Here is a 19418-nt window from a genome sequence, read left to right as displayed (position 1 = left end):
CCATGCGTAACCTCACCTCACTGGCTTCGGGCCTGCTGTTCGGTCTCGGCCTCATCCTGTCCGATATGGTCAACCCCGACCGCGTGCGCGCCTTTCTCGATATTTTCGGCGCATGGGATCCAACGCTTGCCTTTGTCATGGGTGGGGCGATTGTGGTGTCGGCGGCTGGCTGGATCATTGCACGACGCCGTTCTGCCGCACTCTTCGGCGGTGCCATGCCCCCGCCCCCCAGCCCGACGATCGATCGTGAACTGATCGGCGGCTCGGCGCTGTTCGGCATCGGTTGGGGAATGATCGGCCTGTGCCCCGGCCCGGTGGTTGCCGCGCTGGCCTTCGCGCCCTGGCAGGTGCCGCTTTTCATGCTGGCCATGCTGCTTGGCATGTGGCTTTACAACCAGCGCCAAAGCCTCATGATGCGCGCCCAAGCCTAGCCAGGGGCGCGCATCGCCCAAGCCCTAGGGCTTGGGCAAAAACGCACCGTTTAGTGCATCCTCGATCAGCTTTATCGTCGCCTCAACACCATAAAGCGCGATGAAACCGCCAAAGCGCGGGCCTTGCTCGGCACCCAGAAGCACCTCGTAAATCGCCTTGAACCACAGGCGCAGCGGGTCGAATGCATTGTCGCGGCCCACGGCAAAGACAAGGCTTTGCAGGTCTTCGGCATTGGCCCCATGCGCCCAGCTTTTCAGCCGCGCGGCCAAATCCTGCAAGGCCACCCGCTCCTGCTCATCCGGCGCGCGATAGACCTTGGCGGGTTTCACGAAATCCTTGAAGTAGCGCACCGCATAGCCCGCCGCCGCATCCAGCCCCGGATGGGTTTCGGCACTCGCCTCTGGCGCATATTTCCGGATGAACCCCCACAGCGTTTCCTTGTCTTCGGCATTGGCGACCGAGGCGAGGTTCAGCAGCATCGCGTAAGACACGACCATGTCATTCTTGGGCGCCTGCCCGCCATGAATATGCCATGCCGGATTGTTCGCCGTCGCCGCCTCATCCTGCCCAGCAAGGCTTTCCAGATGGTGGTGGTATTCATCAACCGATTTCGGGATCACGTCAAAATACATCCGCTTGGCGGTTTTGGGCTTTTGATACATGAAATACGACAGGCTTTCCGGGCTGGCATAGGTCAGCCATTCATCAATCGTCAGCCCGTTGCCCTTGGATTTGCTGATTTTCTCGCCATTCTGGTCGAGGAACAACTCATAGGTGAAATGCTCCGGCTTGCGCCCGCCCAGAATCTCGCAAATCTTGTCATAAATCGGCGTGTTGGTGGAATGGTCCTTGCCATACATCTCGAAATCGACATCCAAAGCCGCCCAGCGCGCGCCAAAATCGGGCTTCCACTGCAATTTCACATTGCCGCCGGTCACCGGCAGCGTGGTCTCAGTGCCATCCTCGTCGTTAAAGGTAATCGTGCCATCCTTGGCATTCACATCCAGCAGCGGCACATACAAAACGCGGCCCGATTGTGGCGAAATCGGCAAAAAGATCGAATAGGTCTGCTGGCGTTCCTCGCGCAGGCTGGCCAGCATGACCTTCATCAGATCGTCATAGCGTTCGGTGGCGCGCAACAGCACCTCGTCGAACCTGCCATCCTTGTAAAAATCGGTCGCGCTGATGAACTCATACTGAAAGCCGAACGTATCCAGAAACCGGCGCAGCATGGCGTTGTTGTGGTGGCCGAAGCTTTCAAACTTGCCGAACGGGTCGGGCACCACGGTCAGCGGGCGCTGCAAATGCGCGCGCAGCATTTCGGGCTGGGGCACATTGTCGGGGATCTTGCGCATCCCGTCCATATCGTCCGAAAAACAGATCAGCCGCGTGGGAATGTCCGAAATCACCTCGAAGGCCCGGCGGATCATCGTGGTGCGCGCCACTTCGCCAAACGTGCCGATATGCGGCAGGCCGGAGGGGCCGTAGCCGGTTTCAAACAGCACATAGCCCTTTTCGGGCGGCTTGGTCTCGTAACGCTTCACCAGCCGGCGCGCCTCTTCAAAGGGCCAGGCTTTGCTGTTCAGGGCGGCGTCACGAAATGCGGGCATGATAATCCTCGGGCATGGTTTCACCGCTTCCTATTGAAGCTGCTGCTTACGGTCAATAAGATGCGCCCGAACCATAGCAAATAGGTGCCGAAATGTCCGAAATACCATCAGAAAACGCGCTCATCTCGCCCCAGGACGCGCTTGTCGCGGTTATGGTTGCGGTTTCTTTGTCCGATGAAACGATCTCGACATCGGAACTGCTCTCGATCAGCCGCATTGTCGACCATCTGCCGATTTTTGGTGACTATGACGCCAGCCGCATCAAGATGATCAGCCAGACGGTGTTCGAACTGTTCTCCGAGGAAGAGGGCCTTGATGCGCTGTTCGGCATTGTGCGCGATGCCTTGCCCGATGATCTGAACGAAACCGCCTATGCAATGGCCTGCGATGTCGCCGCCTCCGATGGCCAGATCCGGCCCGGCGAAATGCGCTTGCTTGAGGAAATCCGCCACGAGCTGCGTATCGACCGGCTGCACGGCGCGGCCATCGAGCGTGGCGCGCGGGCCCGGCATATGCGCTGGCCGCACGCCTGAAGCCCTAGCAATACAGCATAGCCCAACGGCGCAGCAATGCCTGCTCCTGTTCGCGCGCGCGGCCAAGCCATGCGCGCGCGCCGCGCGGGCGTTCTTCCTCGCTCGGGGCATTGGCGCGCGCTACCATGTCGGCGGCAAATATCGCATAGGCCAGCCGCTGCTGCCCGTCGCGTTCAATAAATCCCGAAAGCCCATGCGCAAAGTTCAGCGTGCCGGTCTTGCCAAAAACCTGCCGCCCCGGCACCGGCGCGCCATTGCCTTTGTCATCGACCAGCTCGGTTTCGCGCAGAATGCTGCGCAATCCTGTCCGCGCCTCGTTGCTTTGCATGATCCGCACAAGATCTTGCGCCGAGGCGCGCGAATTTCCCGAAAGGCCGGAATGGTTTTCATAAGACCCGACCGGCGCACCCGCCACGCTTTCAGCCCAGCGCCCCATTGCCGCCGCAGACTGGCTTAGCTGCGCCGCCGCCCGCCCCGCGGCCGCGCTGGCCCGCAGCCCCAGCACCTCGGCCGTGATATTGGTGGAATAATGCAGCATGTCGTCCAGAATATTGGTCAGCATCGGGCTGAAGCTTTCGCCCAGGCTGCGCGCACCGGGCGGCACACCGCCGCGCTGCGGGGCGGGCAGCGCAATGCCATAAGTGGCGGCAAGGGCGGCAAAAACATCCGCAGTATACAGCGCCGGGTCACGCACCGGCAGCCAGCGCCCGCCGGCATTGCCAAGCGCCTGGCGCGCAACCGTCCACAATTCGCGCCCATTGGCCTGCCGATAGGTATAGATCGGCGTCTGGCGGCTCACCACCTCCATCCGCGCCATATCCACCAAGGGTTTGAACCTGTTGGAACGCGCATCCATGCTGACCGCATAGCCATTGTCGGCGCGGCGCCACTCGAAATAGACGCGGTTGAAATTCAGGTTCAACCCTGAAATGCCCGGATTGTAACCCGCCTGCGGTGGCTGGTCGGGGTCAATATTCTGTAAATGTGGCAGGGCATTTTCCACCAGAATGAACCGCCCGGAAATGCGCCGGATGCCTGCATTTGCCACCTCGGCGACCAGTGCGGCCAAACGGTTGGTATCCAGCAGCGGATCGCCCGAGCCTTGCAGAACAAGGTCGCCCTGCAAGGTATTCCCGCTCAGCGCGCCGGTGGCCAGCACGCGGGTGTCAAACCGAAACCCCGCGCCCAGATAACGCTGCGCATAAAGCGCGGTCAGCGCCTTGGTCACCGAGGCCGGTGGCAGCGCCAGATTTGGCTGATGTGCCTCGCGCACCTGCCCGGTGGCCAGGTCGACCACCAGATAGCTGGTCACCGCACCAAGGCCCGAAGCATTGAGAATCGTGCCCGGCTCCAGCGGTGCAATCCGTCGTCCGGCGCGCGGGATGGGGCGGGGCATACCCTGCCCAAAGGCGGCAATTGGAAGGGTTGCAGCCAGGCCGCCCAGAAAATCGCGCCGTTTCACATTGGCTCCATTTCAAAATCCGCCGCTATGTCCACTGCCCTTCTGCCCTTAGCCGGGTTGATGACTGGTCCACCATCGGACCCCCCAACAATATCCAAGCCGGCGGCGCGCGCAAGGCCAGCGCACCGGCCTGCGCCGAAGGCATTCGGTAGCGCGCAAAGCGTTGCGCCATAGGCGAAAGCCCGGCGCGCAGTTTTTGGCCGGGGCGCGCCAGCACCGCAATCGGCACGCGCTGCGCTATTTCCTCCCATTGGTCCCACAGATGAAACTGCACAAGGTTGTCTGCCCCCATCAGCCACACAAAGCGCACAGCGGGGTAAAGCGCCACCAGATGCGCCAGCGTTTGGGCCGTATAGCGTGTGCCAAGCCGCGCCTCGATATCGGTGATTTTCACGCGCGGGTGCTGCATGATCGCGCGGCTCGCCGCCAAGCGCCGCGCCATTGGTTGTGGCCCCTTGGGTTTAAGCGGATTGCCGGGCGAAACCAGCCACCAGACCTGCGAAAGCCCCAGCCGGCGCAGCGCCTGTCTGGTAATATGCACATGCCCGCTATGGGGCGGGTCAAAAGACCCGCCCAGCAGGCCAATCGTCATGCCCGCGCGCGCAGTGGGAAAACCGAATTTCATGCATCTTGCCTAATGGAAGCGCACCGGAAGCGTTAGCTGAAAATGCGTGTGTTTGGTCATTTTTCCCAATTATTGCGCAATTTGCCGCGCAATCCGGCTGTTTGGTGGCTCCTGCCGCCTATTTGTCGACTCTGCCCTATGCAGCCGCGCAAATCCATGCAAAGCTGCTTTGACCATGAAGCAGAAGCAACGCAAAAACGGCCCGCCCTTTTCCAAGCATTCCGGCATCAAAAGCCCGGCTTTTGTGGGCATTTCACCCCGGCAGGCCCGTGCATTTCTGCTATTTCCCCTCCCGGCAATAGGGCGTAGAAGATGCGCCTGACAGAGACCGATGGCATTTGCATTCGCCCGCTCTGCAAGCTTGGAGAGCTGGAAAAATGACCCCATTCGCAATTGCTGGCGTTCAGATGTATGTGAACGCGCTTCAACCCAATGTCGACGGTATGATGCAACGGCTCGACGTGCTGATGGCGCGTTTCCCGTGGACACAGATGGTGCTGTTCAGCGAGTTGGCGCCCTTCGGCCCGCTGGAACGCTTCAAGCTCGCACCGGAAAATGATACCATCAACCGGTTCTGCGAAGCGGCGCGCCGCCACAAGATATGGCTTATCCCCGGCTCGATGTTCCTGACATCGCCCGAAGATGGCCGGGTTTACAACACCTCGCTGGTGATCGACCCCGATGGCAATATCATCCGCCGCTACGCCAAGATGTTCCCCTTCCTGCCTTACGAGGCGGGTATCGCCGCGGGAACCGATTTTTGTGTGTTCGACGTGCCGGATGTAGGCCGTTTCGGCCTGTCGATCTGCTATGACATGTGGTTCCCCGAAACCACGCGCCAGCTCACCAGCCAAGGCGTTGAAGTGCTGCTGCACCCCGTGCTGACCGGCACGACCGACCGCGACGCCGAACTGGCCATTGCCCGCGCCACCGCCGCGCAATTCCAGTGCTATGTGATCGATGTCAACGGTTTGGGCGCGGGCGGGGTTGGCAAATCCTGCATCGTCGACCCGACATCGCTGGTGCTGCACCAATCGGCCGGGCAGGAAGATATGTTTCCGATCGAGGTGGATCTGTCGATGGTCCGCCGCCAGCGCGAAACCGGCCTGAAAGGGCTTGGTCAGGTGCTGAAAAGCTTCCGCGACCGTTCGACCGATTTTTCGGTCTATGATCGCAGCAGTGGCACCGATGCCTATCTGCAATCGCTTGGCCCGCTCGAAGTGCCAACGCAAGGCAGCCGCGCGGGTCTGCATGTTGATGTGCCCGCCACAGCCGAGGCCGAGGCGCTGAACCGTCGCCCCGTGCAGGGGTTTGGAATATCGCCCTATATGGGCAAGGCAACGACCGGCTAGCACCGGGCATCTGGCGCCCTCGCGGCAGATAATCCTGGTGTTCAGCCCAATAAAAATGGGAGAACGGCTATGGTATCTGTAAGCGATTATTACTCGGCCACGCAGCTTCGCGCCGACAGGTGGAGCAGCCTGCGCGAAGCCTCGAGCGCGCTGACGCGTGAAACGCAAGCGCGCAAGATCACCGGCATCAAGGCCCGCATTGCCGAGCTTTTTGACTCGCTCAGTGTGGTCGAGGCCTATTGGGCCTTTCCCGGCATGGCCGCCTTCAACCATATGCGCCGCCAGTTCGAACATGGCAATTTTGAAGAATTGGCCTTCGCCGTGGCCCGTGTCAAACGCGCGCTGACCACGGGCGCCTATCGTCGGCGCGAAATACCGCTGGAACGCGACTCTGTGGACGAGGAAGAGCATAACGACGAGGCGATGCTTTCGCCCGAAGCCCGCGCCATGAGCCGCCCCTATTTCGAGATTCTGATCGTTGACAGTGTGAACGAGCAGCAGGAACGCTGGCTCAAGAACAATGTCGCGCGAATGCGCCGCCCCGAAGACCCGTTCACCTATGAGGCGGTCGTGGTGCCAAGCCTTGAAGATGCGCTGATCGCGGTTTTGTTCAACCACAATATCCAGGCCATTGTCGTGCGCCCCGGCCTGACGCTGAAATCCAGGAACGCCAATGAAATTCTGAACAAATATCTGAGCGGGATGCGCGATACCGACGGGATTGACGATGTCATCCCCGAAAATTATGGCCCCGAACTGTGCCGCCTTGTGGCCCGCGTGCGCCCCGAGCTTGATGCCTATCTGGTCACCGAACGCTCGGTTGAGGACATTGCCGGCATGGATCTGGGCATTTGCCGGCGGGTTTTCTACAATCAGGAAGACTTCATGGAGCTGCACCTGAACATCCTTCGCGGTGTAGCGGCGCGCAACAAAACCCCGTTCTTCACCGCGCTTGTTAACTATTCCAAACAGCCCACCGGCGTGTTCCATGCCATGCCCATCAGCCGTGGCAAATCGATCACCCGCAGCCACTGGATTCAGGATATGGGCGCGTTTTATGGCCCGAATATCTTTCTGGCCGAAACCTCGGCCACATCCGGCGGGCTTGACAGTTTGCTGGAACCGCACGGCCCCATCAAAGAGGCGCAAGAGCTTGCCAGCCGGGCCTTTGGCTCCAAGCAAACCTTCTTTGCGACCAACGGCACCTCGACCTGCAACAAGATTGTCGTGCAGGCGCTGGTGCGGCCCGGCGATATTGTGCTGGTCGACCGCGATTGCCACAAATCGCACCATTACGGCATGGTGCTTGCGGGGGCCGAGGTGGTCTACCTCGACAGCTATCCGCTGAATGAATATTCGATGTATGGCGCCGTGCCGCTCAGGGAAATCAAGCACCAGCTACTGGCCCTGAAGGCGGCGGGCAAGCTTGACCGTGTGCGCATGTTGCTGCTGACCAACTGCACATTCGATGGGCTGGTTTATAATGTCGAACGGGTTATGGAAGAATGTCTTGCCATCAAGCCCGACCTGATTTTCTTGTGGGACGAGGCGTGGTTTGCCTTTGCGCGCTTCTCGCCCACCTATCGCCAGCGCACGGCGATGCGCACGGCCAATGATCTGCGCAAACGCCTGCGCACAGAAGACCATGCGCGCGCCTACAAGGCCCAGCAAAAAGAGCTTGAGACAGCAAGCGATGAAGACTGGCTTGACGCGCGCCTTATCGCGCCGCCCGCAGCGCGGGTGCGGGTTTATGCCACGCAATCCACCCACAAAACCCTGACCAGCCTGCGGCAAGGCTCGATGATTCATGTGAATGATCAGGATTTCAAGGGCGAGGTCGAGCAAAGCTTCCACGAGGCTTACATGACCCATACCTCCACCTCGCCAAACTACCAGATCATCGCCAGCCTCGATGTGGGTCGGCGGCAGGTCGAGCTTGAAGGATTTGAATTCGTTCAGCGCCAGATCGAAGCCGCAATGTCGATGCGCCGCGCCATTGCCAGCCATCCGCTGTTGAAGAAATATTTCAAGGTGCTTGCCGCCGGCGACATGATCCCCGAACACCACCGCCAAAGCGGCGTTTCCAGCTATTTCGATGTCGAACAGGGCTGGACCGACATGTTCGAATGCTGGGAGCAGGATGATTTCGTGCTGGACCCGACGCGCGTAACCCTTGCGGTTGGCGGCACCGGCTGGGATGGCGATACGTTCAAGAACGATGTGCTGATGGACAAATACGGCATCCAGATCAACAAGACCTCGCGCAATACCGTGCTGTTCATGACCAATATCGGCACAACGCGCAGCTCGGTCGCCTATCTCATCGAAGTGCTGGTCGAAATTGCCAACGAATTGGATGAGCTGCTCGACGATGCCTCGAAAATGGAACGGCTGTCATTCGACCGTCGGGTGAAAAACCTCACCGAAAACTTTCCGCCCCTGCCGGATTTCAGCCGCTTTCACGATGCGTTCCGCCCCGATGATATAACCCCCGAGGGCGATATCCGCACCGCCTATTACCTGAGTTATGACGAGAAGAATTGCGACTATCTGGAGCTGGACGGCGCGCTTCATGACCTGCTTGAGGCGGGCGAAGAGGTGGTTTCGGCCAGCTTCATCATCCCCTACCCGCCGGGCTTTCCCATTCTTGTGCCCGGTCAGGTGATCAGCCGCGAGATTCTGGCCTTCATGCGCGCGCTCGATGTGAACGAAATTCATGGCTACCGCGCCGATCTGGGCCTGCGCGTATTCACTGCCGAGGCGCTCGCCTCACTGCCCAGACCCGCAAAACCCAAACCCGCAGCCGCACTGAAAAAGGATTAGACAATGGCCAAAGAGCTAAAAAACATCTCCGAAATCCGGCGCTTTTTCCACCGGAATGAAGACCCGATCTACTTCATCTCGGCCACGAATTTCAACCTTCTGGGGCTGGATGAATGGGTGAAGAACTTCAAGTATATCTGCTATATCGACTGTTACGGTGGCAAGCACCCCAACGTGTTCTGCCCCTCCGAGCAGCCCCATGCCGAGTTTCAGTCGATCGAAGACATCAACAACTATCTGCTCCAGCATAAAGAGGTGATTGACTTCATCAAACGCCGGGGCGGCAAGCCGAAATTCGTGTTCCTGATGTTCGATGCGGAAACCGAGCGGCTATCCAAGGAGTTGGGCGCCGATGTCTGGTTCCCCAAGGCCAAGCTGCGCCAAAGCATGGACAACAAGATCGAGACGGTGCGCATTGGCAACAAGGCCGGCGTGCCCTCGGTGCCGAACGTGCTGGCCGAGGTGAAGAATTACGAAGACCTGAAGAAAACCTGCGAAAAGGCAGGAATTGGCCACGACCTTGTGTTGCAATCGGCCTTTGGCGATTCCGGCCACACGACGTTCTTCATCAAATCCGAAGCCGATTTCCGCCGCCATGAAAGCGAGATTGTCGGCGAGGGCGAGATCAAGATCATGAAGCGGATCGATTGCCGTGGCTCCGCCATTGAAGCCTGCGCCACCAAGGAAGGCACAATCGTTGGCCCCTTGATGACCGAGCTTGTCGGCTTCAAGGAGCTTACCCCCTATCGCGGTGGCTGGTGCGGCAACGAGATTCTGTCCACCGCCTTCCCGCCGAAAGTGCGCCAGAAAGCCCGCGACCTGACCTTCAAATTCGGCGAGCAGTTGCGCAAAGAGGGCTATCGCGGCTATTTCGAGCTGGATTTCCTGATCGACAAGAAAACCGGCGATCTGTGGCTGGGCGAGTTGAACCCGCGCATTACCGGCGCAAGCTCGATGACCAACCATGCCGCCTTTGCCCATGCCGATGCACCCCTGTTCCTGTTCCACCTGCTCGAATTTTCCAAACGGAAATTCGAGCTGGATGTCGATGAGTTGAACAGCCGCTGGGCCAACCCCGATATGATCGACAGCTGGTCGCAGATGGTCATCAAACACACCGATGACAGTGTCGATATCTGCACGCAATCGCCCGAAACCGGCATCTACAAAATGCTGGAGGATGGCCGCGTGGTGTTTGACCGCTTCGACTATCACCGCCGCGCGGTTGAAAGCGAGAACGAGGCGTTTTTCCTGCGCATCCTGCGCCCCGGCGATTACCGTTACGAGGGGGCCGATATTGGCATTCTGGTCACACGCGGCCGCTCGATGACCAAAAGCTTCCGGCTGAATGAACGCGCCAAGAAGTGGATTCACGGGATCAAACAATCGGTTGCAGGCCAGCCCCTGCCTGTGGCAAATGCGGGGCCCGCGCTGTCTGATCCGGCGTTCAAGATATTGTAAGGAGACGCCATGCTTTGGCGTGCCATCTCAGAAGATCAGCCCGGCCCGAAATGGGCCGGGCTTTTCGCCGAATACTGGCCCGACTACCATAAATGGTGGCTGAAAGAGGGTGACAGCGCCCGCCCCACCTATCTGGAGGGGCGCCGGGCGCTGAAAGCGCATATGCCCGAGATCGTGCCGCTTTACGACGATCTGTGCGAACTGGCCGGCGGTGGCGACCATGCGGCGCGGTTCCTGAGCTTTTATTGCCCGCCGCCCTATCTTTCGGGCTGCTCGCAAGCCATCTGGACGGGGCGCGAGCCTGTGATGGTGCGCAACTACGACTATCATGCCAGCGCGTTCGATTGCCTGATCACCCATACCGGCTGGCAGGGCCGCAAGGTTATGGGTGTGTCCGACGGGCTGTGGGGCATGGTTGACGGGATGAACGATGCCGGCCTGTCCATTTCGCTTACCTTTGGCGGGCGGCGCGTGGTGGGCGAAGGCTTCGGCGTGCCGCTGATCTTGCGCTATGTGCTGCAAACCTGCGAAACGGTCGAGCAGGCTGGCGCGGCGCTGGCGCGCATTCCCACGCATATGAGTTACAATGTCACCGTGCTGGACCGCAAGCGCAACTATGTCACGGCCATGATGTCACCCGACCGGCCCACGATATTGTCACATACCGCCGTCGCGACCAACCATCAGGAGAATGTGGAATGGATCAGCCATGCGCGGTTTACCGCCACGGTCGAGCGTGAACGCTTCTTGCTGAACCGCATCGCGTTGCACCGCGACCCTGAAGACAAGTTCATCAACGCCTTTTTGCGCCCGCCGCTGTATTCCACCGCCTTTGCCGCCGGTTTTGGCACGCTTTACACCGCCGTTTACCGCCCGCGCCGCCAGAATATGGAAATTCGCTGGCCCGGCACGACATGGGCGCTGGATTTGAAGGATTTTGTCGAGGCCGCGCGCCAGGTGCATATTCCCGGCGCGGCTGAACCGGCTGCGCTGCCCCAGGTTTAACCCCAGGCGCGCATGACAGTAACCCCCAGCCAGGCCGAAAACCCGGTCAGAACGCCCCCCCAGAGCGTATCCACCGCCACCTGGTGCAGTGTCCAGTCGCGCAGTGTCGCATAATTGGTAAACTCATAGGTGCCATAGGCCATCAGCCCCAATAGAAAGCCGCCAAGCAGCGCGGCCATCGGGTCTCCCGCTTTCAGTGCGGGCAGCGAGACAAACCACAAGATCCCGGCAACATAGCCAAGGTAGAACAGCCCGGCGGGCACATAGCGCAGAGGTTCGGCATATAAATGCGCGATATACTGGTCAAATACCGGCTTGACCAGAAAGCGCAGCCCAATCGCATCGGCGAGCAGAAAACTCACAACGGTAATGGCGTAAAGTGCAAGGATGCTCATGAAATCGTCTCCGTGTTCTTGGTGGATTGCGCGCGCATGAAGCGGCGCAGCAGCGGCAATGCGGCCCAGTAAGGCAGGGCGCTGAGCAGTTTGAGGCCGAGTGTCAGCCGCTTGGGAAAATGCACCTCGAAGCGGCGCGTGTTCAGCCCGCGCGCGATTGCGCCGGCGGCCGCTTCGGGGGTGATGATGGCGGGCATCGCAAAGTCATTCTGCCGGGTCAGGCGGGTGTCGACAAAGCCGGGGCAGATCAGCCGCACATCCACCGCGCCCGCCAGTTCCAGCCGCAGCGATTCCGTCAGGTTAATCACCGCTGCCTTGCTGGCCGAATAAATCTGCCCCTTGGGCAGGCCGATATAGCCCGCAACCGAGCCACACAGCGCCAATTGTCCGCCTTGGCGTAGCAGGCTTGGGGCAATCTGGGCGATATGAAAGCTGCCCATCAGGTTGGTGGTGACCAGTTGCGCGGCCTTGTCGGCATCCAGATCGCGCACATGGCCGGGGTCATACATCGCCGCCAGATGCACCACACGGGCCAGCGGGCCAAGGGGTGCAATGGTTCTGGCGGCGGCCTCAACGCTGGCGCGGTCGCTCACATCCAGTGGCACAGCGATATGCTTGCCATCAAGCTCGGCCAGCATGGCGTTCAGCTTGTCTTCGGAACGCGCCGAAAGCACCAGCCGCGCGCCCGCCGCCGCATAGTGGTGGGCCAATGCCGCGCCAATGCCCTCGCTGGCACCAATGATCCAGATGAGTTCACCTTCAGGCATGGGCCAGCTCCACCTGCACAACATCGGTCTGGCCCACGGCAAAGCAGGCGGCGCTTGATTCAAGGTAAAACTGCCAGTTGCGTTTGAACCGCAGATCATGCCCAAGCCTTGTCAGACGCGCGGACTGTTCGGCCAGCCGCGCCGCCCATTGGCGGCATGTGCGGGCATAGTCGCGGCCAAATGCGTGGCTTTCCACCACCTTGAGCCCGGCCTTGCGCGCCTGATCGGCGATCACCGCATCTGAAAGCAGCATCCCGCCGGGAAAGGTGTAATGGCGGATATAATCCGACGTGCGGCGGTAAATGTCGAAATGCGAATCCGGCACGGTAATGGCCTGCAACATGGCCGTGCCACCCTCGGCCAGCCGCGCCTTGAGCGTGGCAAAATAGATGGGCCAATAGCGCCGCCCCACCGCCTCGACCATTTCGATGGACACGATCGAGTCGAACCTGCCCGTGCTTTGCCGGTAATCCTGCAAACGGATATCGGCGCGGCCATCGAGCAGCGCATCGGCATAGCCCTTCTGGCTGGGCGAAATCGTCAGCCCCGTCACATGCTGGCCCGCGCGCGCCGCGCGTTCGGCAAAACCGCCCCAGCCGCAGCCGATTTCCAGTATCCGCTCGCTTTGTGGCAGGCGGTTCAGGATCCGGTCATATTTGCGGGCCTGGGCGCGGCCAAGATCATCATCGCCGGCCGCATAAAGCCCCGAAGAATAGGTCATGCTGTCATCCAGCCAAAGCTGGTAGAACTCGTTGCCAACATCGTAATGCGCACGGATATTGCGGGCCGCGCCACGGCGCGAGTTGGCGCGCATCAGCCCGTTGACCAGGCGGAATTTCAGGCTGTTCCAGAACCCCGCATAGGCATAGCCGCGAAAATGATCTAGGTTCAGCAGCCCGACCCGCACCAGTGCTTCCACCGAAGGCGTGTCCCACATTCCGGCGACATAGGTTTCACCCAGCCCGATACTGCCGCGCCCGGCTATGGCGGTAATCGCGGCCCAATCGTGAATTTCAAGCGCGGCTTCCGGCGCGCCCTGGCCAAAGTCATGCACCGCGCCATCGGGTGTGCGCAGGCGCAGGCTGCCCTGGCGGATGGTGGCACAGGTTTCCAGAAACCCGCGTTTGATGCTGGAGTCAAAAAGGCCCATCAAGAAATCTCCGATTTGGGTGGGGTTGGGCGCGTGCGATACCGCGCCCCTTTCAGCCGAAGGCGCAGGGCCTGCCAGTAGATCAGCGTAATCGTGCGCAAGGCGCCAAAGGGGCGGCGGAAACTTGCCCAAAGCAGACCCAGGCTTGTGGCGGGGGCGCGCGGCCCGCTCAACGTGGCGACAACGCCATTTTCCCCATGCGTAAACACAATGGAAATGGCGATTTGCGAAGGTGTTATCTCAAAGCCAAAGGCATAATGCCCCGCCACATCCTGAAAGGGCGAGACATGCAGCGCCTTTTGGGTGCCGAGTCTGGTCTGCGGTGTGATCGGCGCAAAACCCTCGGCATGGCAAAAATAAGAGTGACGGTCGCCAAACGGGGTGGAAACCTCGGCGATCACGGCGATCAGCGCATCATTCTCGCTGACCAGCCAAAAGCTGACCGGGTTGAACACATAGCCCAGAAAGCGCGGCTGTGTGAGCAGGCCAAGGGCAAGTTTGCGCCCGCCCAGCCCCTGTTCGGCCAAAAAGCGCCGCAGCCAGACCGCGCCCTGCCCGGCGCCAATCGCGCCGCCGTGGTCACGGTCATGCACGGCCATCAGGTTGAAGCGGTTGCGTGAAAACAGGCGCGGCTTGGGTTGGTCGGCCTCGGGGTCGATCAGCACATAATCGACCCCGTAGCGAAACCCGTGATGCAGCTCGCCGCGCCGCTTGTGCATGGTCGTGCCGGCAATATGTTCAACACCGTGGCTCATACGGCGGCCATGTCCATCTGGCGCTGGATACGCGCGGCACTGGCAAATCCGTCTTCATGAAAGCCGTGGCGCAGCCATGCGCCCGCAAACCATGTATTGTTCTGCCCCTGCATTGCCGCCAGTTGCTTTTGGGCGGCGAGCGCACCCATATCAAACACCGGATGGCGAAAGGTGGTCTGGTCATAAATCAGTTCATCGCGCACCGGGCGCGCCGGATTGAGCGAGACGAAAAGCGGGTCGGTCTGCGGGATGTTTTGCAGCCGGTTCATCCAGTAGGTCACGCCTATTGCAGTATTGGCGCCGTTGCTGTCGGCCTTATACACCCAGCTTGACCAGACATTACGGCGCTTTGGCATTTGCGCCGTGTCGCGGTGCAGCACCATTTCGTTGTTCTGGAACTTCACGGCGCCCAGCGCGGCCTGCTCTGCCCCTGTCGGGCTGGCCAGCAGGCGCAAGGCCTGATCGGCATGGCAGGCGAAAATCACCTGATCGAACGGCTCAAACGCCGCGCCTTTGGCAGTGATCACGCTTTTGCCGCCGGCGCGCTGCACATGCTCCACCGGGGTTGCCGGAAGAATTTCAACACCCGATGCCGCAAGATGCGCGCCAAGGCGCTTTACATATTCAACGCTGCCGCCCTCCACCGTCCACCACTGGTGCTGGTCGGCAGCGCCAAGCAGCGCGTGGTTGCGGAAGAACCGCAGAATGGCGCGGGCGGGAAATTTGCGGATTTCGCTGGGCGGGGTTGACCAGATGGCACCGCAAAACGGCATCAGATAGTAATTCTGGAACCACGGGCCAAGCTGCATGTCATCCATCAATTCGCCCAGCGTCGTGCTGTCATCACGCGCCAGCGCCTCGGCTTGGGCGTTGAAGCGCATGATGTCGCGCAGCATCCGTGCAAAACCGGGGCGCAGCATGTTGCGTTTTTGCGCGACCAGCGCGCGTATATTGCGCAAGGCATATTCGAGTCGGCCGTCATCGACCGAAATGCCAAAGCTCATATCGCTTTTGACCACCGGCACATCGAGCGCCTGAAACATGCGGGTAAGATGCGGGTAATTGGCATAGTTGAAGACAATGAAGCCGGTATCGACCGGCTGATCGCCCTTCAGACCCGCCACAATCGTGCGCGCATGGCCGCCAAGGCGCGGGGCCGCCTCGAACAGGCTTACCGCATGATGCGGCGCCAGAAGATAGGCTGCGGCCATTCCCGAAATACCGCCGCCGATAATGGCAACGCGTTGGGGGCGGATGGGAAAGGCATTGAATGACATCGTTAATCCACTTGCTGCATTTACAAGGGTTACGCAGCAGCAACTGGTTTGGATCAAAAATGATCCAGATGGCGGATATGCGCGTAACAGCTATATGTTTGCACAGAGCGCCCAAATAAACGATACATTCAGCTACGGCGTTCCGGCGCTGCAGACCATGCGTATGCGAAGGGGCAAGGTTAAGGTGCCACCACCCAAACAGGCCGAAATCTCACCCCAGACTGCATGGATGCTGGCCGTGCGCGATGCGCGTGACCGTGGCGCATTTGCGCAGCTTTACGACCATTTCGCGCCCCGCCTGAAGGGGTTTTTCATGCGCGGTGGCGTGCCCGCCGCCCAGGCCGAAGACATTGTGCAAGAAGTGATGCTGACCGCCTGGCACAAGGCCGCGCAGTTCGATGCGCAGCGCGCCCAGGTGTCGGCATGGATCTACCAGATCGCCCGCAACCGGCATGTGGACCTGCTGCGCCGCGAAAGCCGCCCTTTGCCCGATGATCTGGACAATGACCCGGCACAAGAGCCAGATGCCAGCCAGATTCTGGCGGTCGAGCAGGAAGGCGAACAGCTTGCCCGCGCCCTGGCCGCGCTCAGCCCCGAGCAGCGCGAGATTGTCGAAAAAGCCTATCTGGGCGAGATGACCCATCAGGCCCTGAGCCACCAAACCGGCCTGCCGCTTGGCACGATCAAGTCGCGCATCCGCCTCGGGCTTGAAAAGCTGCGCCACGAATTGAAGGGATTGCGCTGATATGAGTGCCATTTCCCACCACGCCCCCGACGCCCTGCTCGCCGCCTATGCCAGCGGCAACCTTGGCCACCCCTATGCGCTGGCGGTTGCCGCGCATATTTCGCTGTGTCTGGACTGCCGCGCGGCTTACGAGGCGCATCAGGCCGCGGGCGGTGCCGTGCTTGAAGGCGGTGGGCCAGCGGCGATGAGTGCAGGCAGGCGCGAAGCCTTGCTCGCCATGCTCGACGCCCCGCGCAAGCCCGAGCCCGCCTTCCGCCCCTCGGGCATTTTCCCCGGCCCGATCATGCAGGCGCTGAACGGCCAGCCGCCGCGCTGGCGCTCGCTGGGCATGGGCAACCGGCAGTGCATTCTTTCGGCCAACCGCCAGGGCTCGTCGCGGCTGCTTTATATCGCCCCCGGCCAGGCCGTGCCCGAACACAGCCATAACGGGCTGGAACTGACGCTGGTGCTGCAAGGCAGCTTCAGCGATTCCACCGGCCGCTTTGGTGTGGGCGATCTGGAGGTGGCCAATGACGACCTTGACCATCAGCCGATTGCCGATGAGGGCGCGCCCTGCATCTGCCTTGCCGCCACCGATGCGCCCTTGCGGTTTTCATCGCTCATCCCGCGCCTGTTGCAGCCGATCTTCCGCATCTAGCCATGCACAAGCTCAGCGAAACCCGCGTGAATGACAAAATGCAAAGCGACTATCGCTATCTGCGCGTCGCCCCGATGGGTGCCGGTTTTGACGCGGGCTTCACCCCCCGTTACACGCCGCAGCAAATGCTGGAAATGGGCGTGTTCGAGGGGCGCTACATGAATGATTGCCGCGCCGAATTTCCGCCCGAATGGTTCGAACGCGCCAGACTCAGCGAAAAACCCGATGCCACGCTCAACTATTTCGGCGTCAAGAGCCGCCAGCCCTTGCAGGTTTGGCGGCAAAAGGGCTGGATTTACGGCCCCGACCCGCGCGGCTGGTTCCAATGGTATTGCCGCTATTATGCCGGCCGGCGCATCGCCGATATCGACAAGATCCAGATCGCCCGCTGGCGCGGCTTTGCCCGCCATGCAGGCCAGATCCGCGCCAATTGCTTTCCCGGCGACATTTTCTGCCGCCCCCGCCAGCGACAGGCGCTTTTGCAATGGGCCCATGATGCGTTGATCTAGGGCCGGGGACACAGCGCCATTTGCCGCCTAGCGGAATGTGGTTGGCATCAGCATTTTGGGCAGCCAAAGCGCCAGTTCCGGGAACAGGATGATCAAAAACAGGATAAGCAGCATGGGGATCAGGATGATCACCACATCGCGCATCACCTGCACGACATTCATGCCGCCTATTGACGCCGATATCAGCAAACAAAGCCCGTAGGGTGGCGTGACCAGCCCGAAGGCCAGCGAAACGATACCGATGATTGCAAAGACCACCGGATGAATATCAGCCGCCGTCGCCACCGGCAAAAGCACCGTGCCAAGGATGATGATTGTCGGGATCGCGTCGATGAACAGACCGAAGAACAGAAACAGCGCCGCGATCACGATGGCCGTGCCGAAGGTGCCAAACTCCATTGATGTCATGAAATCGACGATCAGCCGCGGGACGTTGAAAAAGGCCAGCATCCAGCCAAAGGCCGAGGCGGTGCCAATCGCAAAAAGCGAGATCGAGGCGAAGCGCCCGGTATCGTAAAAGACATGCCCAAGATCGCGCAGCGACACCGTGCGATAGACAAACATGCCCAGGATCAGCGCATAGAAGGCCGCGATGATGGCGCTTTCGGTTGGCGTGACGATACCGCCGACGATACCGCCAATCACCAGAACCGGCGTAAGCAGCGCAAGAATCGAACCGCGCAGGGCGTGCCAGAATTCGGCAAAGCTCGGGCGGCCGGCGGTTGGATAGTCATAGACCTTTGCATAGCCATAGACCGTGGCCATCAGGCTCAGCCCGATCAGCAGGCCGGGAATGGCCCCCGCAAGAAACAGCGCCCCCACCGAGACCTGCATCACCCCGCCCCAGACAACCATAAGAATGCTGGGCGGAATGATGACCCCCATGACCGACGAGCAGGCGGTAATGGCAATGGCAAACCGCCGGTCATAGCCTTCGCGTATCATGGCCGGGATCAGGATTTTGCCGCAGCCGGCGGCATCGGCGGTGGACGAGCCGGAAATGCCTGCAAACAGCATGGAAACCGCCACATTCACATGGCCAAGCCCGCCGGGCATCCAGCCGGTCAGAACACGCGCAAGCTCGATCAGCCTGTCGGTGATCTTGCCGGAATTCATCAGATTGGCCGCCAGCAGAAAGAAGGGCACGGCCAGCAGGATGAAAGAGTTGTAGGATTGGAACATCCGGTCCAGCACGATGAAGGGTGTCAGGCGGATATCGAGCAGAACAACCGGAATTGTCGCAATGCCAAGTGCAAAGGCCACCGGCACGCGGATCAGCACCAGAAACAAAAACCCGCCAACCAGAATGGCGCAGGCAAGACCTGTTGAAACGATCATGAATTCGCCTTTCGGGCTGCGCGGTAAGTGCCGAATGCCTCGGCCAGGCGGTAGAACGCAAAGATCGCCCAGACCGCGCCGGCCAAGGGCACCGAAATGAAGGTGTAAATCTTGTTGGCCTGAAGCATGACCGATTTTTGAAGCGCACCGAACTGCGCGTATTCAATGCCATACCAGGCAAAGAGCAACGCAAAGACGCCAATCAGCAGCAAGACCAGACCCTGTTGCAAAAAGACCAGCAGCGGGCGCTGCGCATCCGGAATGACGCGCACATCAAAATGTGTGCCCTCCCAGACCGCGACCATCGAGCCGATCATGACCACCCAGACAAAGATGAATGTCGCCAGTTCCTCTGTCCATAAATAGACCGGGATCACGCCGGTATAGCGGGCGATAACCTGCATACTTACGGGAATGGCCAGGGATGCGACGAGAATGCCAAGCACAATCCGCAAGCTCTGACAGAAAGCTTCAAGTATACGGCCCATGAGCCCCCCATTGAATTGCTTGTAGCTCTGCGCGTCGTCGCACAGCCCGAACGT

The 19418-nt window shown here is 60.4% G+C and carries 19 protein-coding genes; 9 read left to right on the top strand and 10 right to left on the bottom strand.

Annotated elements, in window-relative coordinates:
* Positions 1–2: 2 nt before the first annotated feature.
* Positions 3–431 carry a DUF6691 family protein gene (locus LGT41_RS08030; RefSeq protein WP_274126337.1) on the top strand — a complete coding sequence of 143 codons (429 nt, stop codon included), beginning with the start codon at positions 3–5 and terminating at the stop codon, positions 429–431.
* Positions 432–455: 24 nt separating this feature from the next.
* On the opposite strand, the gene LGT41_RS08025 is transcribed toward LGT41_RS08030, so the two are convergent.
* Complete coding sequence (locus LGT41_RS08025; RefSeq protein ID WP_274126336.1) at positions 456–2042, bottom strand: lysine--tRNA ligase; 1587 nt, start codon at positions 2040–2042, stop codon at positions 456–458.
* Positions 2043–2134: 92 nt separating this feature from the next.
* Between LGT41_RS08025 and LGT41_RS08020 the strand changes: the two genes are divergently transcribed.
* A complete protein-coding gene (locus tag LGT41_RS08020; RefSeq protein ID WP_274126335.1) occupies positions 2135–2575 on the top strand; it encodes a tellurite resistance TerB family protein in 441 nt (146 codons plus the stop codon).
* Between the two features lie 4 nt (positions 2576–2579).
* On the opposite strand, the gene dacB is transcribed toward LGT41_RS08020, so the two are convergent.
* Together dacB and LGT41_RS08010 are read right to left on the bottom strand one after the other, a co-directional pair.
* Positions 2580–4037 (bottom strand): D-alanyl-D-alanine carboxypeptidase/D-alanyl-D-alanine endopeptidase, encoded by a 1458-nt coding sequence (gene dacB / locus LGT41_RS08015; RefSeq protein WP_274129611.1) that lies wholly within the window; start codon positions 4035–4037, stop codon positions 2580–2582.
* 25 nt (positions 4038–4062) lie between these two features.
* On the bottom strand, positions 4063–4662 hold the full coding sequence (locus LGT41_RS08010) for a nicotinate-nucleotide adenylyltransferase (protein WP_274129610.1): 600 nt from the start codon (positions 4660–4662) through the stop codon (positions 4063–4065).
* A gap of 377 nt (positions 4663–5039) precedes the next feature.
* On the opposite strand from LGT41_RS08010, the gene LGT41_RS08005 reads away from it, so the two are divergent.
* From LGT41_RS08005 to LGT41_RS07990, 4 genes are all read left to right on the top strand, one after another.
* Complete coding sequence (locus LGT41_RS08005; RefSeq protein WP_274129609.1) at positions 5040–6014, top strand: carbon-nitrogen hydrolase family protein; 975 nt, start codon at positions 5040–5042, stop codon at positions 6012–6014.
* 69 nt (positions 6015–6083) lie between these two features.
* Entirely contained in the window at positions 6084–8837 is a 2754-nt protein-coding gene (locus LGT41_RS08000; protein ID WP_274129608.1) for an aminotransferase class I/II-fold pyridoxal phosphate-dependent enzyme, read from the top strand.
* 3 nt (positions 8838–8840) lie between these two features.
* Positions 8841–10298: a biotin carboxylase gene (locus LGT41_RS07995; protein ID WP_274129607.1), complete on the top strand. Its 1458-nt coding sequence runs from the start codon at positions 8841–8843 to the stop codon at positions 10296–10298.
* 9 nt (positions 10299–10307) lie between these two features.
* Positions 10308–11303, top strand: coding sequence for a C45 family autoproteolytic acyltransferase/hydrolase (locus tag LGT41_RS07990; RefSeq protein ID WP_274129606.1), 996 nt, complete (start codon positions 10308–10310; stop codon positions 11301–11303).
* Here LGT41_RS07990 and LGT41_RS07985 read toward each other — a convergent pair.
* The 5 genes from LGT41_RS07985 to LGT41_RS07965 are packed head-to-tail and all read right to left on the bottom strand — an operon-like array spanning position 11300 to position 15647.
* Positions 11300–11698: a DUF2177 family protein gene (locus LGT41_RS07985; protein WP_274129605.1), complete on the bottom strand. Its 399-nt coding sequence runs from the start codon at positions 11696–11698 to the stop codon at positions 11300–11302. The genes LGT41_RS07990 and LGT41_RS07985 overlap by 4 nt on opposite strands.
* Complete coding sequence (locus tag LGT41_RS07980; RefSeq protein WP_274129604.1) at positions 11695–12465, bottom strand: SDR family NAD(P)-dependent oxidoreductase; 771 nt, start codon at positions 12463–12465, stop codon at positions 11695–11697. The genes LGT41_RS07985 and LGT41_RS07980 overlap by 4 nt, the downstream gene beginning before the upstream one ends.
* Positions 12458–13615 (bottom strand): SAM-dependent methyltransferase, encoded by a 1158-nt coding sequence (locus LGT41_RS07975; protein ID WP_274129603.1) that lies wholly within the window; start codon positions 13613–13615, stop codon positions 12458–12460. Before LGT41_RS07975 ends, LGT41_RS07980 begins: the two co-directional genes overlap by 8 nt.
* Positions 13615–14370, bottom strand: a complete 756-nt coding sequence (locus LGT41_RS07970) for a DUF1365 domain-containing protein (RefSeq protein WP_274129602.1) — start codon at positions 14368–14370, stop codon at positions 13615–13617. The genes LGT41_RS07975 and LGT41_RS07970 overlap by 1 nt, the downstream gene beginning before the upstream one ends.
* A complete protein-coding gene (locus tag LGT41_RS07965) occupies positions 14367–15647 on the bottom strand; it encodes an NAD(P)/FAD-dependent oxidoreductase (protein ID WP_274129601.1) in 1281 nt (426 codons plus the stop codon). Before LGT41_RS07965 ends, LGT41_RS07970 begins: the two co-directional genes overlap by 4 nt.
* A 157-nt stretch (positions 15648–15804) precedes the next feature.
* Here LGT41_RS07965 and LGT41_RS07960 point away from each other — a divergent pair, with 157 nt between their 5' ends.
* The 3 genes from LGT41_RS07960 to LGT41_RS07950 are packed head-to-tail and all read left to right on the top strand — an operon-like array spanning position 15805 to position 17538.
* Positions 15805–16392, top strand: a complete 588-nt coding sequence (locus LGT41_RS07960; RefSeq protein ID WP_420720206.1) for a sigma-70 family RNA polymerase sigma factor — start codon at positions 15805–15807, stop codon at positions 16390–16392.
* Between the two features lies 1 nt (position 16393).
* Positions 16394–17029 carry a ChrR family anti-sigma-E factor gene (locus tag LGT41_RS07955; RefSeq protein WP_274129600.1) on the top strand — a complete coding sequence of 212 codons (636 nt, stop codon included), beginning with the start codon at positions 16394–16396 and terminating at the stop codon, positions 17027–17029.
* Between the two features lie 2 nt (positions 17030–17031).
* On the top strand, positions 17032–17538 hold the full coding sequence (locus LGT41_RS07950) for a hypothetical protein (RefSeq protein ID WP_274129598.1): 507 nt from the start codon (positions 17032–17034) through the stop codon (positions 17536–17538).
* A gap of 27 nt (positions 17539–17565) precedes the next feature.
* On the opposite strand, the gene LGT41_RS07945 is transcribed toward LGT41_RS07950, so the two are convergent.
* Together LGT41_RS07945 and LGT41_RS07940 are read right to left on the bottom strand one after the other, a co-directional pair.
* Positions 17566–18876, bottom strand: a complete 1311-nt coding sequence (locus LGT41_RS07945) for a TRAP transporter large permease (protein ID WP_274129597.1) — start codon at positions 18874–18876, stop codon at positions 17566–17568.
* The gene (locus LGT41_RS07940; RefSeq protein WP_274129596.1) at positions 18873–19364 is read right to left on the bottom strand and encodes a TRAP transporter small permease; all 492 of its coding nucleotides are present in this window, start codon (positions 19362–19364) and stop codon (positions 18873–18875) included. Before LGT41_RS07940 ends, LGT41_RS07945 begins: the two co-directional genes overlap by 4 nt.
* Between the last annotated feature and the right edge of the window lie 54 nt (positions 19365–19418).

Origin of the sequence: Abyssibius alkaniclasticus (genome assembly GCF_020447305.1) — a bacterium.
GTDB lineage: Bacteria > Pseudomonadota > Alphaproteobacteria > Rhodobacterales > Rhodobacteraceae > Abyssibius > Abyssibius alkaniclasticus.
The sequence above is the reverse complement of the archived record's forward strand: the minus strand, read 5'-3'. Positions and strand labels throughout refer to the sequence as shown.

Bases quoted from the DNA above. Each gene is read 5' to 3' on its own strand.
- LGT41_RS08030 (WP_274126337.1), top strand. From the start codon at position 3: ATGCGTAACCTCACCTCACTGGCTTCGGGCCTGCTGTTCGGTCTCGGC.
- LGT41_RS08025 (WP_274126336.1), bottom strand. From the start codon at position 2,042: ATGCCCGCATTTCGTGACGCCGCCCTGAACAGCAAAGCCTGGCCCTTT.
- LGT41_RS08020 (WP_274126335.1), top strand. From the start codon at position 2,135: ATGTCCGAAATACCATCAGAAAACGCGCTCATCTCGCCCCAGGACGCG.
- LGT41_RS08010 (WP_274129610.1), bottom strand. From the start codon at position 4,662: ATGAAATTCGGTTTTCCCACTGCGCGCGCGGGCATGACGATTGGCCTG.
- LGT41_RS08005 (WP_274129609.1), top strand. From the start codon at position 5,040: ATGACCCCATTCGCAATTGCTGGCGTTCAGATGTATGTGAACGCGCTT.
- LGT41_RS08000 (WP_274129608.1), top strand. From the start codon at position 6,084: ATGGTATCTGTAAGCGATTATTACTCGGCCACGCAGCTTCGCGCCGAC.
- LGT41_RS07995 (WP_274129607.1), top strand. From the start codon at position 8,841: ATGGCCAAAGAGCTAAAAAACATCTCCGAAATCCGGCGCTTTTTCCAC.
- LGT41_RS07990 (WP_274129606.1), top strand. From the start codon at position 10,308: ATGCTTTGGCGTGCCATCTCAGAAGATCAGCCCGGCCCGAAATGGGCC.
- LGT41_RS07985 (WP_274129605.1), bottom strand. From the start codon at position 11,698: ATGAGCATCCTTGCACTTTACGCCATTACCGTTGTGAGTTTTCTGCTC.
- LGT41_RS07980 (WP_274129604.1), bottom strand. From the start codon at position 12,465: ATGCCTGAAGGTGAACTCATCTGGATCATTGGTGCCAGCGAGGGCATT.
- LGT41_RS07975 (WP_274129603.1), bottom strand. From the start codon at position 13,615: ATGGGCCTTTTTGACTCCAGCATCAAACGCGGGTTTCTGGAAACCTGT.
- LGT41_RS07970 (WP_274129602.1), bottom strand. From the start codon at position 14,370: ATGAGCCACGGTGTTGAACATATTGCCGGCACGACCATGCACAAGCGG.
- LGT41_RS07965 (WP_274129601.1), bottom strand. From the start codon at position 15,647: ATGTCATTCAATGCCTTTCCCATCCGCCCCCAACGCGTTGCCATTATC.
- LGT41_RS07960 (WP_420720206.1), top strand. From the start codon at position 15,805: ATGCGTATGCGAAGGGGCAAGGTTAAGGTGCCACCACCCAAACAGGCC.
- LGT41_RS07955 (WP_274129600.1), top strand. From the start codon at position 16,394: ATGAGTGCCATTTCCCACCACGCCCCCGACGCCCTGCTCGCCGCCTAT.
- LGT41_RS07950 (WP_274129598.1), top strand. From the start codon at position 17,032: ATGCACAAGCTCAGCGAAACCCGCGTGAATGACAAAATGCAAAGCGAC.
- LGT41_RS07945 (WP_274129597.1), bottom strand. From the start codon at position 18,876: ATGATCGTTTCAACAGGTCTTGCCTGCGCCATTCTGGTTGGCGGGTTT.
- LGT41_RS07940 (WP_274129596.1), bottom strand. From the start codon at position 19,364: ATGGGCCGTATACTTGAAGCTTTCTGTCAGAGCTTGCGGATTGTGCTT.